Raw genomic sequence first — 17416 nt, 5'->3', positions numbered from 1 at the left:
ACCTGTCCTCAGGCCGGCTGTCCCGGCGCCTGCGCGCGTTGGGCGTGATAGGCCAGGATCTGGAGCTCGGTGGCCATGTCCACCTTGCGGAGGTTGACTCCCTCAGGGACCTGCAGCATGACGGGAGCAAAGCTGAGCACGCTGTGCACGCCGGCAGCCACCACCCGGTCGCAGATGCCCTGGGCCACGGCCGCGGGAAGGGCCAGCACCACCATGTTTGCCCCGGTGCGGTGGAGGACGGTCTCGAGGTCTGCCACGTCGCTGACCCGCAGCCATCCCACCTCGTTGCCCACCACCATCTGGTCCGCGTCGAAAATGGCCACCACGTCGAAGCCCCGCGATTCGAAGCCGCCGTAGCGCGCCAGTGCCTTGCCCAGGTTTCCGGCTCCAACGATGGCCACTTTCCAGTCATGCGTCAGCCCCAGGGCCGCAGCGATGTGGCGGCTCAGGTACTGCACCTCGTAGCCCACTCCCCTGGTGCCGTAGGACCCCACGTGGGACAGGTCCTTGCGCAGCGTGGAGGAGCTGACGCCGGAGGCTTCTGCGAGCGATTCCGACGAGACACGCTCAACCCCCTCGGCCAGCAGCGTGTTCAGGGCACGGAGGTAGAGCGTCAACCGGGCCACGGCAGCGGGAGGAATCTGCTTGGCCGGTGTGCCCGCGGCATCCGGAACGTCCGGCACAGGCTGGGGGGTTGAATCCAAGGACGTCACTGGCATCCCCCTACTTGGCCATGGCGCGCTGCAGGACGCGTTCCAGCCGGGCTTCGTCGATTTTCCAGAAGTCGCGCTGCACCCCGTCCACCAGGACCACGGGGATCTCTTCGGCGTAGCGCTCCCGCAGTTCGGGCTGGTTGTCCACCAGCTCTTCGCTCCACTCAAGGCCCAACGCGGCCGTGACCCGGCCGACGGCGTCGCGCGCCTCTTCGCAGAGGTGGCAGTCAGCTTTGGTGACCAGGACGACGCGGGGGGTAGCCATGGCTTAACGGTATCGCCGTTCGCGCGGTGCAGGTGACGCCGACGGCGCCGGGCGGGTGGATTGACTAGACTCAAGTCCATGCCCGAGGAGAAATACGTCGCCGTCGTTACACGGCCGGTTGCTGCGCCGCAGCCCGGTGAGGCGGCGTTTTTCGACGTGGACAATACCCTGATGCGCGGTGCCAGCCTCTTCCATGTGGCCCGCAAGATGCACCAGCGGGGGGCGTTCACGCTGATCCAGGCTGCCGGGTTCGCGTGGAAGCAGTTCAAGTTCGTGGCGCGCGGGGAAAACATCGACGACGTCCATGCGGTCCGCGATTCGGCCCTGACCCTCGCCGCCGGCATCACCGTTGACGACATCAAGGCGCTGGGTGAAGAGGTCTACGACGAGATGATCGCGTCGCGGATCTGGCCCGGTGCCAAGGCGCTGGCAGAACAGCACCTCCGCGTGGGCCGCCGCGTCTGGCTGGTAACGGCCACGCCCATCGAAGTGGCCACGGTGATCTCCACCCGGCTGGGATTGACGGGGGCCCTGGGCACGGTGGGGGAAGTGTCGGACGGCATGTACACCGGACGCCTGGTGGGAGACATCCTCCACGGCTCGGCCAAGGCGGTAGCCGTGCAGGCCATCGCGGACCAGGAGGACCTGGACCTCAAGCGCTGCTGGGCGTACAGCGATTCCTACAATGACGTTCCGCTGCTCTCGCTCGTAGGCCACCCGGTGGCCATCAACCCGGACGCCAAGCTCCGCCGCCACGCCCGCGACCGGAACTGGCCGGTCTATGATTTCCGCGCCGGCCGCCGCGCCGCCACCCTTGGTCTGAAGGCAGCGACCTTCGGCGGCGCCATCTACGGCCTCTGGAAAGGCTTCGCCCGCATCCGCGGCCCCCGGGCGTAGCCAAAAAAATGCCCGCCGCCTTGGAAGGCGACGGGCATTTCCACGCTGTTCGAAGTATCGCTACTTCTTGTTGCGGCGCTGGTGACGGGTCTTGCGAAGCAGCTTGCGGTGCTTCTTCTTGGCCATACGCTTGCGACGCTTCTTAATAACTGAACCCACGAAAGTTCCTTACAAACTAGATGCAGTACCTGCCTGATGGGGAATGTCCGTGGACAAAGCTACGAACTGAACAACTGACAGATTCTTACAATGACGTAAAACGTTCCTTAACAGGGTACCGCTTATCGGGAGCGGCTCAGGACAGGTGGCCTCAGGCGGTCTCGGTGTGGCCGTCCACAACAGCACCCTTGAGGTACTGTTCGACGGCGTTTTCGGGGACCCGGTAGGAGCGGCCGAAGCGCACCGCGGGCATTTCGCCGGAGTGGACCAGGCGGTAAACAGTCATTTTGGAGACGCGCATGACCTCGGCCACTTCAGCCACGGTGAGGAACTTCGCGTTGGAGAAGTTCTGTTCTGCCGACATTTCCCTATTTTCCTTTGCTGACGGATGGACAACAGTGACCCCAGGTACGTGCCGATGCGGTGTTCCGATGCTGAGCCATCCACCAACCACCTAAATAGATACTCTAGATGTTCATGTGGCAGATGTGAAAGTAGTGGCCTCCCCTATTTCGCCCCCTAATTCTGCTGCCGCCGCTTCCGCGCCGACGCCGCGAGCTGCTCCAGGACAGACGCCGAGACATCCCAGTCCATGCAGGCGTCCGTCACGCTCTGGCCGTAGACCAGTTCCGCCCGTCCCGCGGCGTGCTCCGCAACGTCCAGGTTCTGCGCTCCGCCCACCAGGAAGCTTTCCAGCATGACGCCGGCAACCGCCCGGGCCGCCACTCCCCCGTCCTCAAGCTGGGCACCGATCTCCAATGCGACCTCCGCCTGCCGGTGGTGGCTCTTGCCGCTGTTGGCGTGGCTCGCGTCAACGATCAGGCGGGGATTGAGCCCCTTGCCCGCCAGTTCGGTGGAGGCGCGTTCCACATCGGCCGCTGAGTAGTTGGGGCCCTTCCGGCCGCCGCGGAGGATGACGTGGGTGTCGGGGTTTCCTGCCGTTGCCACCAGCGCTGCCCGGCCCTCGCCGTCGATCCCCAGGAACGCCTGCGCCGCCCCGGCGGCACCGCAGGCATCGATGGCTACCTGCAGGGCGCCGTCGGTCCCGTTCTTGAACCCGATGGGCATGGAAAGCCCGGACGCCAACTGCCGGTGGATCTGGCTCTCCGTGGTGCGCGCACCGATGGCACCCCACGAGATCAGGTCCGCCATGTACTGGGGGCTGATCGGCTCCAGGAATTCGGTGGCGGTGGGCAGGCCCAGCGCGGTGACCTGCTGCAGGAACTGCCGGGCCGTGCGGAGGCCGGTGACCATGTCATGGCTGCCGTCCAGCCGGGGATCGTTGATCAGGCCCTTCCAGCCCACCGTGGTGCGCGGCTTCTCGAAGTAGGTCCGCATGACGATCAGCAGGTCTTCCTTGTGCTTCTCTGCCTGGCTGACCAGCCGCCGCGCGTACTCGAGTCCGGCCTTGGGGTCGTGGATGGAGCAGGGACCCACGATGACCAGCAGGCGGTCATCCACGCCGTCCATGATGGCGCGCACCTCATCGCGTCCGCGTTCGACGACGGCGGCGGCCCGGGCGTCCAGGGGCAGTTTGGTGAGGAGTGCCGACGGGGTGGGCAGCGGGGTGAATTCGCTGACGCGCAGGTTCGAGGTGGACTTGGTGTCGCTGGCCGGTGCTGCTGCTGTTGCGGTGCTCATGTTCGGGGTCCTGTTCCAGATGGGAAGCGGGCCCGGATTTCAGAACCCGCCGGAGAAACGGCGAAGGGCAGAGAATGATCTCTGCCCTGTTGGCTCTGAAGGAAGTTGGATGCGTGTCAGTTAGACGCGGGCTCCTCCAGAGCCAACGAAAAATACGCATACCAACGGTTAGTCATGGAAGTGACCATAAACCCGGCACACGGAGGCCGCAAAATCGGTTGCGTCACATTCCGGTGCACTCGCCTACCCAAGGAGCTTGCGCAGGAACTGCAGCTGCCGGATCCAGTGGTGTTCCTGGCCGCCTTCGTGGTTGTTGAATCGGTACACCTCGATCTCCTTGCCGGGAGTGCTGCCCGATGCTGCCGCGGAGCCATAGGCGTTGTAGCTGGCGAAAACCGTGGACGGCGGGCAGATGTCATCCATCTGGGCAGCGGAATACAGTGCCGGAACGGAGGCCCAGCGGGCCAAATTGACGCCGTCGAAATAGTTGAGGACCTTCAGGGCGGCGTCGTAGCGGTCCCGGTGCCGGGCGAGGAACTGGGCGATCTCCGGGTACGGGCCGCGTGGGGTGATGTCGATGGCACGGGGGAAGTCCTGCAGGAAGGGGACATCGGGCAGCGCGGCGATGACGCCGTCGAGCCGTCCCGCGGTGAGCCCTGCAGTGGCCACCACCAGGCCGCCTCCCTGGCTGACGCCCGCCAGCACCACCTTGGCGGGATCGACGGCGGGGTGTGCCTGCGCCGCCTCCACGGCGCGGAAGGCGTCCACATAGACCCTGCGGAAGTAGTAGTCCTCCCGGCTGGCGATGCCCCTGGTCATGAGGCCTGCGTGTGCCACGTCCCCGGCGGAGGGGTGGGGGTCGGGGGTGTCGCCCACCATGCCGCCGTACCCCTGGCCGCGGGTGTCCATGATGAAGTGGGCGTACCCGGCCTGCGCCCAGCGGGTGTCCTGGTTGGCCAGGCCCCGCCCGCCCGAGTAGCCGATGTAGTGCACCACCACCGGAAGCTGGACACCAGCCTCCCGGTGGGCGGGAAGATGCAGCCAGCCTTTGACCGGAGCACCGCCAAAACCGGAGAACGTGACGTCGAAGGTCTCAATCACGGTGAGGTAGTTCTCCACCGGTTCGAATGTGGCGGCCAGTGGATACGCCCGGGCCTCCCGCACCGTGGCATCCCAAAACGCCTTGAGGTCCCCCGGCGGCGTGACCCCGGAGGTGTAGCTGAGCAGCTGGGCCAGGGGAAGGTCGAAGAGGGGCATTCCTAATTCACGCATCCTTGGCGCGCAGCGACAAGTGGCTGGTACCGGTCCAGGCTGGTTCCGGTGGCGACGATCCGGCGGAGCTCGGCCAGCCCGCCGTCGACGGCCCCGGCGGCCCGCGCCTGGACCAGCACGTTGCCCAGGGCGGTGGCTTCGACCGGTCCGGCGACGACGGGACGTCCCGTGGCGTTGGCGGTGAGCTGGCAGAGCAGGGCGTTCTGGGAGCCGCCGCCCACCACGTGCACCACGTCCACGGAACGGCCCGCGAGGCGTTCCGCAGCGGTGATGGTCCTGGCGTAGCCGGCTGCGAGGCTGTCCATGATGCAGCGGGTGATGGTGGCCGGATCGTTGGGCAGGACATCGCCGGTGCGCCGGACCGCCGCACGGATGCGCTCGGGCATGTTGTCCGGGGAGATGAAGTACGGATCGTCGGCGTTGATTTGGGGTCCGCCGGCGGGCAGTGCGGCGGCCGCGGCCAGCAGGGCCGTGAGGTCGGGTTTGAACCCTTCCGACGCCCAGGTGCGCTGGCATTCGCTCAGCAGCCACAGTCCGCCCACGTTGCGCAGGTAGCGGGTGGTGCCGTCCACGCCGCGTTCATTGGTGAAATTCGCTTCCCGGCTGCCCCCGGTCAGGACCGGGTGCTGCAGTTCCAGCCCCACCAGCGACCAGGTGCCCGAGGAGATGTACGCGAAGTTTTCCTGGTCCGCGGGGACCGCGGCGACCGCTGAAGCGGTGTCGTGTGAACCGACGGCCACGACTTTCGTGTCCTGCGGCAGGTCCACGGCGGCGGCAACCTTCGGCAGGAGTGTTCCGACGGTTTCGCCGGGCTGGATCAGCGGCGGGAACAGGTCTTTGCGCAGGCCCAGCGCCGTGAAGAACTCGGTGGCCCACTCCCCCGCCACGGCGTCAAACAGTCCGGTGGTGGAGGCGTTGGTGGCCTCGGTCCGCCGCGCGCCGGTGAGCCGGAAGGCGATCAGGTCCGGAATGAGGAGTGCCTGCAGCCCGTCCAGGTCCTTCTCGGTGGCCAGCTGGTAGATGGTGTTGAACTGCAGGAACTGCAGGCCTGTGGTCTGGTACAGGCGGCTGGGGTCCAGCTTGGCGTGTACGGGCGCGACGGCGGCGCGGCTGCGGTCGTCGCGGTAGCTGTAGGGCTGGTCCACCAGTTCACCGGCCTTGTTGACCAGTCCGTAGTCCACGGCCCACGTGTCGATGCCGATGCTGGCGATCCGTTCCCCCTGCACGGCGGCGACTGTCGCCGCGGCAGCCAACCCCTTAAGTACTTCCGCGAACAGGGCGTCGAAGTCCCAGCGGAGGCCGCCGCCGTGCTCCACCACGCCGTTGGGGAAGCGGTGGACGGTCTCCAGGGAGACTCCGCTCCCGCCAGCGCGGCCAAGGATCACGCGGCCGGAGGAGGCGCCGATGTCGACGCCGGCAAACACCCTGGGGGTGGGCACGCCGCCGTCGGCATTGGCAGGCAAGGCACTCACCGCAGGAAGGCCGCCGCCACCCCGGCGTCCACGGGGATGTGCAGGCCGGTGGTGTGGGACAGTTCGTTGCTGGTAAGGACGGCGGCGGCGTTGGCCACGTGCTCGGGCAGGACCTCGCGCTTGAGCAGGGTGCGCTGGGCGTAGTACTCCCCCAGTTTTTCCTCGTCCACGCCGTAGACGGCGGCGCGTTTGGCGCCCCAGCCGCCGGCGAAGATCCCGGAGCCGCGGACCACGCCGTCGGGGTTGATGCCGTTGACACGGATGCCGTGCTCGCCCAGTTCGGCCGCGAGGAGCCGGACCTGGTGGGCCTGGTCGGCCTTGGTGGCGGAGTAGGCGATGTTGTTGGGGCCGGCGAACACGGAGTTCTTGGACGAGATGTAGATGATGTCCCCGCCCATGCCTTGGGCGATCATGACCTTCGCGGCGGCCTTGGCCACCAGGAATGAGCCCTTGGCCATGACGTTGTGCTGCAGGTCCCAGTCCTTTTCGGTGGTTTCCAGCAGCGGCTTGGAGATGGACAGGCCGGCGTTGTTAACCACCAGGTCCACGCCGCCGAACGCCAGGACAGCGGCGTCGATCGCAGCGGCGACCTGGGCCTCGTCGGTGACGTCCGCCTGGACGCCGATGGCGACGTCGGCACCGCCCAGCTCCTCGGCGACCTTTTGTGCGTTCTCAAGATTCAGGTCGGCAATGACAACGCACGCGCCGTCGGACGCCAGCCGTGTTGCGATGGCCTTGCCGATGCCGGAGGCCGCGCCGGTCACCAGCGCGATGCGGGTGGCGTGGGACTTGGGTTTGGGCATCCGGGCGAGCTTGGCTTCCTCCAGCGCCCAGTACTCGATCCGGAACTTCTCGGATTCCTCGATCGGGGCGTAAGTGGAGATTGCCTCCGCGCCGCGCATGACGTTGATGGCGTTGATGTAGAACTCGCCGGCCACCCGGGCGGTCTGCTTGTTCGCCCCGAAGGAGAACATGCCCACGCCGGGGACCAGCACGATGGCCGGGTCCGCGCCGCGCAGCGCCGGGGAGTCCTGGTCCTTGTGCCGGTCGTAGTAGGCCTGGTAGTCCTCGCGGTAGTCGGCGTGCAGTTCGTGCAGGCGTGCGATCGAGTCCTCCACGCTGGCGTCGGCGGGCAGGTCCAGGATGAGCGGCTTGACCTTGGTGCGCAGGAAGTGGTCCGGGCAGGAGGTGCCGAGCGCGCCGAGCCGCGGGTGTTCGGCTGCTTCGAGGAAGTCCAGGACGACGGCGTCATCACTGAAGTGCCCCAGCTGCGGCTTGTCCGTGGAGGCCAGGCCGCGGATCACTGGTGCCAGGGCGGCTGCCTTGGCACGGCGCTCAGCCTCGGGCAGCGCCCCATAACCGGCGAGCTTGGCGCCGAAGGGCTCGGCCTTGCCGTTGTCCCTGATGTACTTTTCAGCCTGGTCGATGATCCACAGCGAGTTGGCCTCTGCTTCTTCGCTGGTGGCGCCCCAGGCGGTGATGCCGTGGCCGCCCAGGATGGTGCCGATGGCCTGCGGGTTGGCGTCCTTGATCGCGGCGATGTCCAGGCCCAGCTGGAACCCGGGACGGCGCCACGGCACCCACACCACCTTGTCGCCGAAGATCTTCCCGGTCAGCGCCTCGCCGTCCACGGCAGTGGCAATGGCGATGCCGGAGTCCGGGTGCAGGTGGTCCACGTGCGCGGCGTCCACAAGCCCGTGCATCGCCGTATCGATCGACGGGGCCGCGCCGCCCTTGCCGTGCAGGCAGTAATCGAACGCGGCCACCATCTCGTCCTCGCGCTCAACGCCCGGGTAGACGTTCTTCAGCGCGGCCAGCCGGTCCAGGCGCAGCACCGCAAGGTTCTGCTCCTTCAGGGTGCCCAGGTCGCCGCCGGAGCCCTTGACCCACAGCAGTTGCACGTCCTGGCCCGTAACCGGGTCCGTTTCGGTGCCCTTGGCCGAGGTGTTGCCGCCGGCGAAATTCGTGTTCCGCTTGTCCGCACCCAAACGGTTCGAACGCGAAATCAGCTCTTCAACAGTCTTGTTCGTCATAACTTCTCAGGCGCCCCATCCGGCTTGCTGGCCGCCTGCGCGGTCCTCGTTGATCTGTTTCTGGTATCCGCTGGCCTTGTAGGCGGCCATCGGGTCCGCGGGCAGGCCGCGGGATTCACGCCACTCAGCCAGGATGGGCCGGACGTCCGTGTAGAAGGCATCGTTGAAGATGCCGTTGGCGGCCAGGACGTCCCCGGCGCGCTGGGCCTCGGTAAGGGCCGCGGTGTCGATCAGCAGGGCGCGTGCCGTCATTTCCTGGACGTTCAGCACGGAGCGGATCTGGCCCGGGATCTTTTCCTCCAGGTTGTGGCACTGGTCCAGCATGAGGGCCACACCGGAGTCCTTGCCGAACCCGCCGCCACGGATCACCTCGTGCATGATGCGGAAGAGCTGGAACGGATCGGCGGCACCCACAATGAGGTCGTCGTCGGCATAGAAGCGCGAGTTGAAGTCGAAGGAGCCCAGCTTGCCCAGCCGCAGCAGCTGCATCACGATGAACTCGATGTTGGTGCCCGGGGCATGGTGCCCGGTGTCCAGGCAGACAAACGCCTTCTCCCCCAGGGCCAGGGTCTGGGCGTACGAAGTTCCCCAGTCCGGAACGTCCGTGTGGTAGAAAGCCGGTTCGAAGAACTTGTATTCCAGCACCAGGCGCTGCTCATCGCCCAGGGCTGCATAGATCTCCTGCAGGGACTCGGCCAGGCGGTCCTGCCGGCCGCGGAGGTCGTCCTGGCCGGGGTAGTTGGTGCCGTCGGCAAGCCAGATCTTCAGGTCGCGGGAGCCTGTGGCGTGCATGATGTCGATGCAGTCCAGGTGGTGGTCGATGGCGCGGCGGCGGACGGCCCCGTTGGAGGACGTCAGGGAGCCGAACTTGTACTCGTCGTCCTGGAAGGTGTTGGAGTTGATGGTGCCCAGGCCCACGCCCAGGCCGGCGGCGTATTCCTTCAGGGCGGAGTAGTCATCCACCTTGTCCCACGGGATGTGCAGGGCCACGGTGGGCGCCAGGCCGGTCAGCTCGTGGACTTTGGCTGCGTCAGCCAGTTTCTCCTGGACCGTGCGGGGCGTGCCCGGCGTGCCGAACACCTTGAACCGCGTGCCCGAATTCCCATAGGCCCACGAAGGGACCTCGATGGCAAGCTCCCCGAGCCTGCCCAGCGCCTTTGCTACGTCATTCATGATGGTTCTTTCCGGTGTCTTGTGCTGTGGTCTGTTGGTGCTGCCCCGCTGCAGGAGCTGGGTTTCGCTGTGGTTGCCGGGGTGTGGAACTACTGGATTGTGGACTACTGGGTTGGGGAGCCTGCGGCTGCAAGCTGGCCGTCGAGGTTGAACACTTCTTCCAGGACCTGGAACCCCTCGTCGGGCGCCTGGGCGGTGTTCTCGAACAGTGTGGCCATTTCGGCCTGCCAGCGGGTGTTGACGTCCGTCAGGGCCATCCGGGCCCGGGCTGCGTCAAAGTCGTCGCACTCGACGTATCCCACCAGGAGCCCGTCCCCACCGAGGAACAGGGAGTAGTTGTGCCAGCCCGCGTCCTTGAGTGCTTGCAGCATCTCCGGCCACACTGCGGCGTGCCGGCGCCGGTATTCATCAATCAGCTGCGGCTGGACCGAAGAACGGAAACACACCCTCATCGGTGCCCCTTCCAAAACGCCAGGATTTTTTGAATCGTTTCATTGGTACGATTCAAAGTACTCTTGGATTTGAGCAGGTGTCAAGCAATGGCAGAAACTTTTGATCTGCCGCAGGGATCTTCCCGGCGGCAGAATGTCAGCACGGAGAACCGATGAACCGCACAGCCAGCATCAAGGACGTGGCCACCCACGCGGGCGTGGCCGTTGGCACTGTGTCCAACGTCCTCAACTATCCCGACCGGGTGTCGGACAGGACCAAGGAGCGGGTCCTGTCAGCCATCGATGAACTGGGGTTTGTCCGCAATGACGCCGCGCGCCAGCTTCGCGTGGGGCACAGCCGCACCATCGGGCTTATCGTCCTGGACGTAGGCAACCCGTTCTTCACGTCCGTTGTCCGGGCGGCGGAAGACGCCGCAGCGCTGCAGGGCAGCGCCGTCCTGCTGGGCGACAGCGGCCACAACGCCGGCCGGGAAGCGAACTACATCGACCTCTTCCAGGAGCAGCGTGTGCAGGGGCTGCTGATATCGCCGGTGGGCGATGTTACGGACAGGCTGGATCTCCTCCGCGAGCGTGGCGTCCCCACGGTACTGGTGGACCGACAGGCCGACGAGTCCAAGTTCAGCTCAGTTGCCGTGGACGATGACGCCGGCGGATACCTGGCGGCCAGGCACCTGCTGGACACCGGACGCCGCCGGCTCGCCTTTGTTGGCGGCTCCACCTCCATCCGCCAGGTGGCGGACCGCCTGCAGGGGGCCCGGCGGGCCGTCAAGGAGGAACCGGACGCCACGCTGGAAGTCCTGGATGCGGAGGGGCAGACCGTCCTGGCCGGCCGCAGCGTGGGAGACATGCTGGTGGAGCGCGGTCGGGCAGATCTGCCGGACGGCATCTTTTGCGCCAACGACCTCCTGGCCCTGGGCGTCATGCAGTCGCTCACCATGACGCACACGTTCCGCATTCCCGGGGACGTGGCGCTGATCGGCTACGACGACATCGACTTTGCGGCCTCCGCGGTGGTTCCCCTGTCCTCCATCCGCCAGCCCACGCAGCTGCTGGGCAGGACAGCCATCGAGCTGCTGTCCGAAGAGGTGGAGTCCCAGAACCCCGTCCACCGTTCCGTGGTGTTCACCCCGGAACTGGTGGTCCGGCAGAGCACCGCCGCCGCTGGTTAGTTCTCCGCGGGCTGCAGCCATTTGAGGGATTCGGTCCGCGAGGTGAAGAAGCGGGTGGGGCAGGGCGGGACATGGACGCCCAGGAAGAAGTTGGCGATGATCCGGTCCACCGGGCTTGTCCCCAGCAGGGCGATCCTGTTGGCCGCACATGGGATGGAGAACACTGAGCGGGCCTGGATGCTCACGTTCTCGGTGGTGGCCATGTCCACGAGCATCGGGTAGTTTGCGTCTCCCGCTATCTGGTTTACCGCGGCCATCGCCGCCTGCGCATCTTCGACTTCGATGCGGACCTTGGGCTCCCAGATGAGGTGGATGACCCCGTCAGCGCGCAGTTCCACCGTGCCCTTGCCGCCGTCGACCACTACCGGCTCCATACCCCGCCTCCCTCCAGTGGGCAGTTCCTGAACTCCTCTATCTTGCCCCACAAGGGACTGGAAGGGCGCCCATCGCTCCACCATAGGCCACCCGTTTCCCCGACACCCAGCTTGACTCATCAGCATGCTTACTAATAGGTTGGTCGACGTGCCCGTGGCCTGGATCACCTTCCAAGGCCACGTGTCGCGGCCCGCAAGGGCTGCATCTGAAATGTACTGCATTCGAAACAGACAGTTCCGCCGGGGTTCTCCATGGGGGCGGAGCCTCGGGGGTTCGTTGCGCCGCAGCCCGGCGCTGAAAGGATCTACCGAAAATGCGAACAAAGGTCTCAGCTTCAGTCACCGCCATTGCCCTCTCCGGCGCCATGCTCCTTGGCATGGCAGGCCCGGCGACAGCAGCGGCACCCGCGGTTCCTTCCGCCGCCTCCAAGACAACACAAACCGCCAACGTTTCTGGCACCATCAGCCAGACCATCGACGGCGTGGGCACGTTCGTCGGCTCGTTCACGCCGACGGGCTTCAGCGCCCAGAACGGCCAGCTGAACGTCACAGGCCTGGTGCAGGGTACCCTCACCGACCTCACCGGTAATCCCACCCCGGTCAACCAGTCGGTAACCACAACTGCCGCGGCAGCACCCTCAACCGCTGCCGCCTTGGCCTCGGGCGGCAGCTGCGACGTCCTGAACCTGGTCCTCGGCCCACTGCACCTGGACCTGCTGGGCCTCAACGTCGATCTGAACCAGGTGGTTCTGAACATCACCTCGCAGACCGGCGCGGGCAACCTGGTGGGTAACCTGCTCTGCGCCGTCACCGGGCTCCTGGACGGTGGCAACGGCCTGAGCGGCCTGGCCAACCTGCTCAACCGGCTCCTGGGACTCTAGTTCCAGGAAGTCCACCGGCAGCAAGATGGGCAGTCCCCCGGGACTGCCCATCTTTGTCTTTGCCTAGAGACTTTCCACCACCAGGTTCCGGTAGGCGGCCCGGAGCGGAGCCATCTGCCGGAAACCAATCCGTCCGCCGCCAAGTACCTTGCCGGCGGAATCACGCCACTCAAAGAGGCGCAGCCCATTGATGGAAAACTCCACCACCGGCCCGTCCTTCACCAGCTCCAGGCGGTAGAAGTCCGTGGCGTCCTCCGTGGGCGGAAGCGGATCCGCACCCTGCGCCACCAGTTCGAAGCCCGCGCTCCTGCGCAGGTTGCAGGTCCGGAATGCCCGCTCGGACGGGAACTTGTGCCGGAAGTAGGAGACGTGCAGGGCGTCGATATCGCCCGAGTGGTACTGCGGATAGTAGCCTGTCCGGGGCGCCAGGGCCGGGCTGAAGAGATCCCGCCCGCCGTGGCCCGCAGCCGCGAAGAACAGCATCGCCAGGCCGGGCTCCGCGAGCGGCAGGAACTCCCAGCTGATGCGGATGTGGTCGGGGAATTCTTCCGGGCACCAGAAGGTCCAGTGCGCGTGGTCGCCGAACTCCCGGTCGTCAAGCATGCCGGACAGTTCCAGCGCCCCGTTATGGCTGCCCCGGCTTAACGGCCCTTCGGCCACCCACCCGGCAACGTCGCCGGGCCCCGCCAGCGGATTGCGGTAGAGGACGCTTGTCCCCAGGCCTGTGGCGCCCACTCAGCGGCGTCCCGCCGTCGTAATGAATTCCCCGGCACCGGATGGTTCCTGGGTTCGGGACGCGCCGTAGCCCAGGCCCGCCAGCTGGCGCGCCACCTCCGCCGCCACCAGGGTGGCACCCTGCTGCGAGAAATGCGTATCGTCGGCCAACCCGGCAGGCCAGGCCGCGTGCTCCCCCGGCGCAAAGTGGCAGAAGAGCTCCCCGGAACCCTCCCGCCCCAGCCGACCATAGAGGCGCCGGGTCCAGGCGTTCAGGTCCATCACCGGGACCCCCAGCTCCGGACCCAGTTCGCGGACCACCTCCGGATAGTCCTCAAGGCTCTCCTCAAGAACGTCCGACGCCGGCGTGTCCCGGAAGTGCCGGCGCTCCACCGATGTGCAGAGCACCGGAGCCGCGCCCACGCCACGCACCTCCCCCACCATGGTGCGCAGGTTCGCCGCGTAGCCCGTGCGGGCGGCAAGATGCAGCTTTTTCTGGTCGTTGTGGCCGAACTGGATGAGCACCGCGTCCCCGGCGCCTGCTGTGGCGAGCAGGTCCGCCCAGAGCCCCTCGTCGCGGAAGGATTCGGTATTGGCGCCGCCCTTGGCGAAGTTGTGCACAGTCCCCCACGTGTAGGTGAACCGTGCCAGGTGCGCGCCCCAGCCGCTCATCGGGAACTCGTGGGTGGGGCAGGTGGCCACGGTGGAATCTCCGGCCAGCAGGATCTTCATGATTGATCTTTCCCTAGTAGGCGCTGGCAGGATCAGCCCTTGACGGAGCCGATGAGCATGCCCTTGGCGAAGTGCTTTTGCAGGAATGGGTAGAAGATGAGAATGGGCAGGGTGGCCACCACGATCACGGCGAACTTGACGCCCTGTTCCGGCGGGATGTAGTTGGGATCAACGTTGCCGGTGCCCAGCAGGTCCGAGGCCGCCGTGACCTGCCGCAGGTACATCTGCAGGGTCCATTTGGAGTTGTCGCTCAGGTACAGCAGGGGCGACATGAAGTCGTTCCAGATGCCCACCGCGTAGAACAGCGCGAACGTGGCCAGGACCGGTTTGGACAGCGGCAGGAGGATCCGCCACAGGATCCCGATCTCCGTGGCGCCGTCCATCTTGGCCGACTCCTCGAGTTCCGCCGGGAGTTCCTGGAAGAAGTTCTTGATGATGATCAGGCTGAACGGATTGATGGCCGCCGGAAGGACCAGCGCCCAGTAGGAGTTCAGCAGGCCCAGGTCCTTGACCAGCAGGAACGTGGGAATCATGCCGCCGGAGAAGACCATGGCGAATACCACCAGGGACAGGATCACGTTCCTGCCGCGCAGGCTCTTCTTGGCCAGCGGGTATGCCATGGTCACGGTGAAGGCCAGTTGGACCAGGGTGCCCACCGCGGTGACCAGGATGGTCGTGACCAGGGCCCGGACAAACGCAGGGGTGGCGAAGATGTACTCGTAGGAACCCAGGGTGAACTGCTCCGGCCAGACGAAGAATGCCCGGCGGGTGATTTCGGCTTCGGTGGCGAACGAGCCTGCGAAGACGTAGACGAACGGCAGCAGCGTGATGATGCCGATCAGGGACAGGAAGACGTAGTTGGCGGCGTCGAAGATGCGGCCGCCGCGGGTGTTATGGATCTTCATTAGAACAGTCCGCTCTGGTTGAATCGCTTGGCCAGCCAGTTGGTGCCGAAGATCAGCACGATGCCCACCACGGATTTGAAGAGGCCCACCGCGGTGGAATAGCTGTACGCGCCCTGGGTGATGCCCACGAAGTAGACGTAAGTGTCAAACACGTCCGCCACTTCCCGGTTCAGAGCGTTGGTCATCAGGTAGATCTGTTCGAAGCCGGTGTTGAGCATCTGCCCGATGGCCAGGATCAGCATCACGATGATCGTGGAGCGGATTGCCGGCAGGGTGATGTGCCAGACCCGTCGGAACCGGCCGGCGCCATCGATGATCGCGGCCTCGTACTGGTCCTGGTCCACGGTGGAGAGGGCAGCCAGGAAGATGATGGTGCCCCAGCCGGTGTTCTTCCAGATCTCCTGGAGCACGATCAGGGGGCGGAACCAGGCCGGGTCGCTCAGGAAATCGATGTGCGTACCCATGGTGTTGTTCAGGAACTGGAACAGCGGTCCGATGTCCAGGGCGAACAGCAGGAAGCTCAGCGAGGCCACAATGGTCCAGGACAGGAAGTGCGGGATGTACACCAGCGTCTGGACCGTGCGCTTGAGGATGGACAGCCGGACTTCGTTCAGCAGGAGCGCCAGGACGATGGTCAGCGGGAAGGCCACGCCCAGGTTCAGGAAGGCCAGGATCAGGGTGTTGCCCAGCAGCCGGGGGAAGTCCGGGTTGGCGAAGAAGTCCTCGAAGTTGCGGAGCCCCACCCAGGGGCTGCCGTTCACGCCGAGGAACGGGACGTAGTCCTTGAAGGCGATGGATACCCCGTACATGGGGGCGTAGCGGAAGACCGCGAAGTACACCACGCCGGGCACCAGCAGCAGGTAGAGCCACTTGTAGTGCGCGAAGTGGACGGAGAACCTGCCCCCTTTCCGGGGAGCGGGCGGGGTCTTTCCCGCCCGCTCCCCGGCGAGGGTGTCAATGACAGGGGTGGCCATTTACTTGTTGTCCTGCCACAGCTTGTTGATCTCTTCCTTGACCTTGTCGCCGCCGCTGGTGTCCCACAGCTTGATGGCGTCCTTCAGGCCCTGCTCATCGATCTGCCCGGCAAGGTACTTGATCCGGGCATCGGCCACAATGTTGTCCAGCTGCGCGCCCTTGGCCACGTAGGTGGCCGATGCGTAGGGTGCGGCCGGGTTGTAGACGGCGCTCTTGAGGTCCTCAGCCATGACGTCAGTGCGCTTGTCGAAGACCTGCTGTTCGTAGTCGGTGGGCTGCTTGACGGGGTAGAACTGGTTCCCGGCGACGTTCATGCCCAGCTGGGCGTAGCTCTTGATGTCGGTGCTCACGGCCTTTCCTTCAGGAGTTTCCGGCTTGATGGCCGCCGCCTTGCCGTCCTGCACCGTGAAGTTCACGTTCTCGATGCCGTTGTTGAGCAACACGGCAACGTCCTTGCCGTTCATGGTGTTCAGGAACTCCAGGACCTTGTCCAGTTCGGCCTCGCTCCTCACACTCGCCTTGGGGATTGCCAGGAAGCCCGAGTAGCCGTCGGTGGGATGGGCGTGCAGCTTGCCGTCGGGGCCGACCAGGTTACCGACAAAGCCCACCTTGTTCTGGAAGTTGTTGGGGTCTGCCTGCTTGAAGAGGTTGACCAGGACGCTCACGCGGGAATCGACGTCGACAATCATGCCGCCCTTGCCGTTGAAGAACGGCTCGTTCCATTTCGTCGGATCAAAGGTGGCAAAGTCAGGGTTGATGAGCTTTTCGTCCACCATCTTCTTGATGAACCGGTCGGCCTGGAGGAACTCGTCGGTTTCGAAGCTGGGAACCAGCTTCCCGTCCCGCTCGGTCCACCGGTTTCCGGCGCCGAACCATTCCTCGATCACGTCGTAGGGGCTGTTGGTTCCCAGTGCACCCCATTTGGGGATGGTGATGCCCCAAGTGTCGTTGATGCCGTTCCCGTCCGGGTCCTGTTCGGTGAAGGCCTTTGCCACCTTGTACAGGTCCTCCACGGTCTTGGGCGGCTGCAGGCCCAGCTTGTCCAGCCAGTCCTGCCGGAACATCACGGCGGTGCGCATCGGAGAGCGTTCACGGAACAGGCCGTAGACCTTTCCGTTGACGCTGGAGTTCTTCTGGATGTCCGGGAAGGTGGTTTTGAGGTTCGGGTATTTGTCGAGCTTGTCGGTGAGGTCCCAGAACGCACCTGCCTGGGCGTTCTTGACGAACCCGGGGCTCTTGGTCTGGATCACCATGACCTGGGGGATGTCGGACCCTGCAAGAGTGATGTTGGTCTTGTCCTCATAGGAAGCATTGGGTGCCCAGTTGATCTTGACCTGCTTGCCGGTGAGCTCCTCCAGCTTCTTCTGGACCGCGCCGTCCGCTGCCGGCGGCTGGGCTTCCAGGAACGGCGCCATGATGGACACCGAGGTGAGGTCCGCGGCGGGGGCGTTTCCACCACTGCACGCCGTGAGGGACAGCGCAGTGGCAGTGACGACGGCGGCGGCCAGGGTCAGTTTCCGATGGATCATGTTTCTTCCTTTTCCACTTCATTGGGGGTTGGGTTCGCTGGACCCGCGATTGATACGTTT

19 protein-coding genes are annotated in these 17416 nt (G+C 65.5%); 3 read left to right on the top strand and 16 right to left on the bottom strand.

Annotated features, from left to right (window positions below):
- Positions 1-8 precede the first annotated feature (8 nt).
- Complete coding sequence (locus AC1DIP_RS15360) at positions 9-713, bottom strand: redox-sensing transcriptional repressor Rex (protein WP_476207085.1); 705 nt, start codon at positions 711-713, stop codon at positions 9-11.
- Between the two features lie 10 nt (positions 714-723).
- Positions 724-978, bottom strand: coding sequence for a glutaredoxin family protein (locus AC1DIP_RS15355; protein ID WP_476207087.1), 255 nt, complete (start codon positions 976-978; stop codon positions 724-726).
- Between the two features lie 78 nt (positions 979-1056).
- On the opposite strand from AC1DIP_RS15355, the gene AC1DIP_RS15350 reads away from it, so the two are divergent.
- Positions 1057-1875: an HAD-IB family hydrolase gene (locus AC1DIP_RS15350; RefSeq protein WP_476207089.1), complete on the top strand. Its 819-nt coding sequence runs from the start codon at positions 1057-1059 to the stop codon at positions 1873-1875.
- Between the two features lie 60 nt (positions 1876-1935).
- Here the strand turns inward: AC1DIP_RS15350 and AC1DIP_RS15345 are convergent, their stop codons facing one another.
- From AC1DIP_RS15345 to AC1DIP_RS15310, 8 genes are all read right to left on the bottom strand, one after another.
- A complete protein-coding gene (locus tag AC1DIP_RS15345; RefSeq protein ID WP_003792170.1) occupies positions 1936-2034 on the bottom strand; it encodes a 30S ribosomal protein bS22 in 99 nt (32 codons plus the stop codon).
- A gap of 151 nt (positions 2035-2185) precedes the next feature.
- Entirely contained in the window at positions 2186-2398 is a 213-nt protein-coding gene (locus tag AC1DIP_RS15340; RefSeq protein ID WP_043452394.1) for a helix-turn-helix domain-containing protein, read from the bottom strand.
- A gap of 155 nt (positions 2399-2553) precedes the next feature.
- Positions 2554-3675 carry a 3-deoxy-7-phosphoheptulonate synthase gene (locus AC1DIP_RS15335; protein ID WP_477734237.1) on the bottom strand — a complete coding sequence of 374 codons (1122 nt, stop codon included), beginning with the start codon at positions 3673-3675 and terminating at the stop codon, positions 2554-2556.
- Positions 3676-3918: 243 nt separating this feature from the next.
- A complete protein-coding gene (locus AC1DIP_RS15330) occupies positions 3919-4932 on the bottom strand; it encodes an acetylxylan esterase (RefSeq protein ID WP_477734236.1) in 1014 nt (337 codons plus the stop codon).
- A 2-nt stretch (positions 4933-4934) separates the two neighbouring features.
- Positions 4935-6419, bottom strand: coding sequence for a rhamnulokinase (locus AC1DIP_RS15325; RefSeq protein WP_477734235.1), 1485 nt, complete (start codon positions 6417-6419; stop codon positions 4935-4937).
- The gene (locus AC1DIP_RS15320; protein WP_477734234.1) at positions 6416-8452 is read right to left on the bottom strand and encodes a bifunctional aldolase/short-chain dehydrogenase; all 2037 of its coding nucleotides are present in this window, start codon (positions 8450-8452) and stop codon (positions 6416-6418) included. Before AC1DIP_RS15320 ends, AC1DIP_RS15325 begins: the two co-directional genes overlap by 4 nt.
- A gap of 6 nt (positions 8453-8458) precedes the next feature.
- Complete coding sequence (rhaI, locus tag AC1DIP_RS15315) at positions 8459-9625, bottom strand: L-rhamnose isomerase (RefSeq protein ID WP_477734233.1); 1167 nt, start codon at positions 9623-9625, stop codon at positions 8459-8461.
- Positions 9626-9729: 104 nt separating this feature from the next.
- Positions 9730-10077, bottom strand: a complete 348-nt coding sequence (locus tag AC1DIP_RS15310) for an L-rhamnose mutarotase (protein WP_477734232.1) — start codon at positions 10075-10077, stop codon at positions 9730-9732.
- 152 nt (positions 10078-10229) lie between these two features.
- Here AC1DIP_RS15310 and AC1DIP_RS15305 point away from each other — a divergent pair, with 152 nt between their 5' ends.
- Positions 10230-11246 (top strand): LacI family DNA-binding transcriptional regulator, encoded by a 1017-nt coding sequence (locus AC1DIP_RS15305; protein ID WP_477734231.1) that lies wholly within the window; start codon positions 10230-10232, stop codon positions 11244-11246.
- Here AC1DIP_RS15305 and AC1DIP_RS15300 read toward each other — a convergent pair.
- Positions 11243-11620, bottom strand: coding sequence for a DUF7793 family protein (locus AC1DIP_RS15300; RefSeq protein ID WP_477734230.1), 378 nt, complete (start codon positions 11618-11620; stop codon positions 11243-11245). The genes AC1DIP_RS15305 and AC1DIP_RS15300 overlap by 4 nt on opposite strands.
- 314 nt (positions 11621-11934) lie before the next feature.
- On the opposite strand from AC1DIP_RS15300, the gene AC1DIP_RS15295 reads away from it, so the two are divergent.
- On the top strand, positions 11935-12501 hold the full coding sequence (locus AC1DIP_RS15295) for an ABC transporter substrate-binding protein (RefSeq protein ID WP_477734229.1): 567 nt from the start codon (positions 11935-11937) through the stop codon (positions 12499-12501).
- Positions 12502-12564: 63 nt separating this feature from the next.
- Here AC1DIP_RS15295 and AC1DIP_RS15290 read toward each other — a convergent pair whose 3' ends face one another.
- The 5 genes from AC1DIP_RS15290 to AC1DIP_RS15270 are packed head-to-tail and all read right to left on the bottom strand — an operon-like array spanning position 12565 to position 17356.
- Entirely contained in the window at positions 12565-13236 is a 672-nt protein-coding gene (locus AC1DIP_RS15290; protein WP_477734228.1) for a DUF1961 family protein, read from the bottom strand.
- Entirely contained in the window at positions 13237-13947 is a 711-nt protein-coding gene (locus AC1DIP_RS15285) for a rhamnogalacturonan acetylesterase (RefSeq protein WP_477734227.1), read from the bottom strand. It lies immediately after the preceding gene.
- A 32-nt stretch (positions 13948-13979) separates the two neighbouring features.
- Positions 13980-14852, bottom strand: a complete 873-nt coding sequence (locus AC1DIP_RS15280; protein ID WP_477734226.1) for a carbohydrate ABC transporter permease — start codon at positions 14850-14852, stop codon at positions 13980-13982.
- Entirely contained in the window at positions 14852-15826 is a 975-nt protein-coding gene (locus AC1DIP_RS15275) for an ABC transporter permease subunit (RefSeq protein WP_476207115.1), read from the bottom strand. The genes AC1DIP_RS15280 and AC1DIP_RS15275 overlap by 1 nt, the downstream gene beginning before the upstream one ends.
- Positions 15827-17356, bottom strand: a complete 1530-nt coding sequence (locus AC1DIP_RS15270; protein WP_477734225.1) for an extracellular solute-binding protein — start codon at positions 17354-17356, stop codon at positions 15827-15829.
- Between the last annotated feature and the right edge of the window lie 60 nt (positions 17357-17416).

Source organism: Pseudarthrobacter sp. 05T312 (assembly GCF_056396685.1).
Note: the sequence above shows the minus strand (reverse complement) of the source record. Positions and strands in the feature narration are given on the sequence as shown.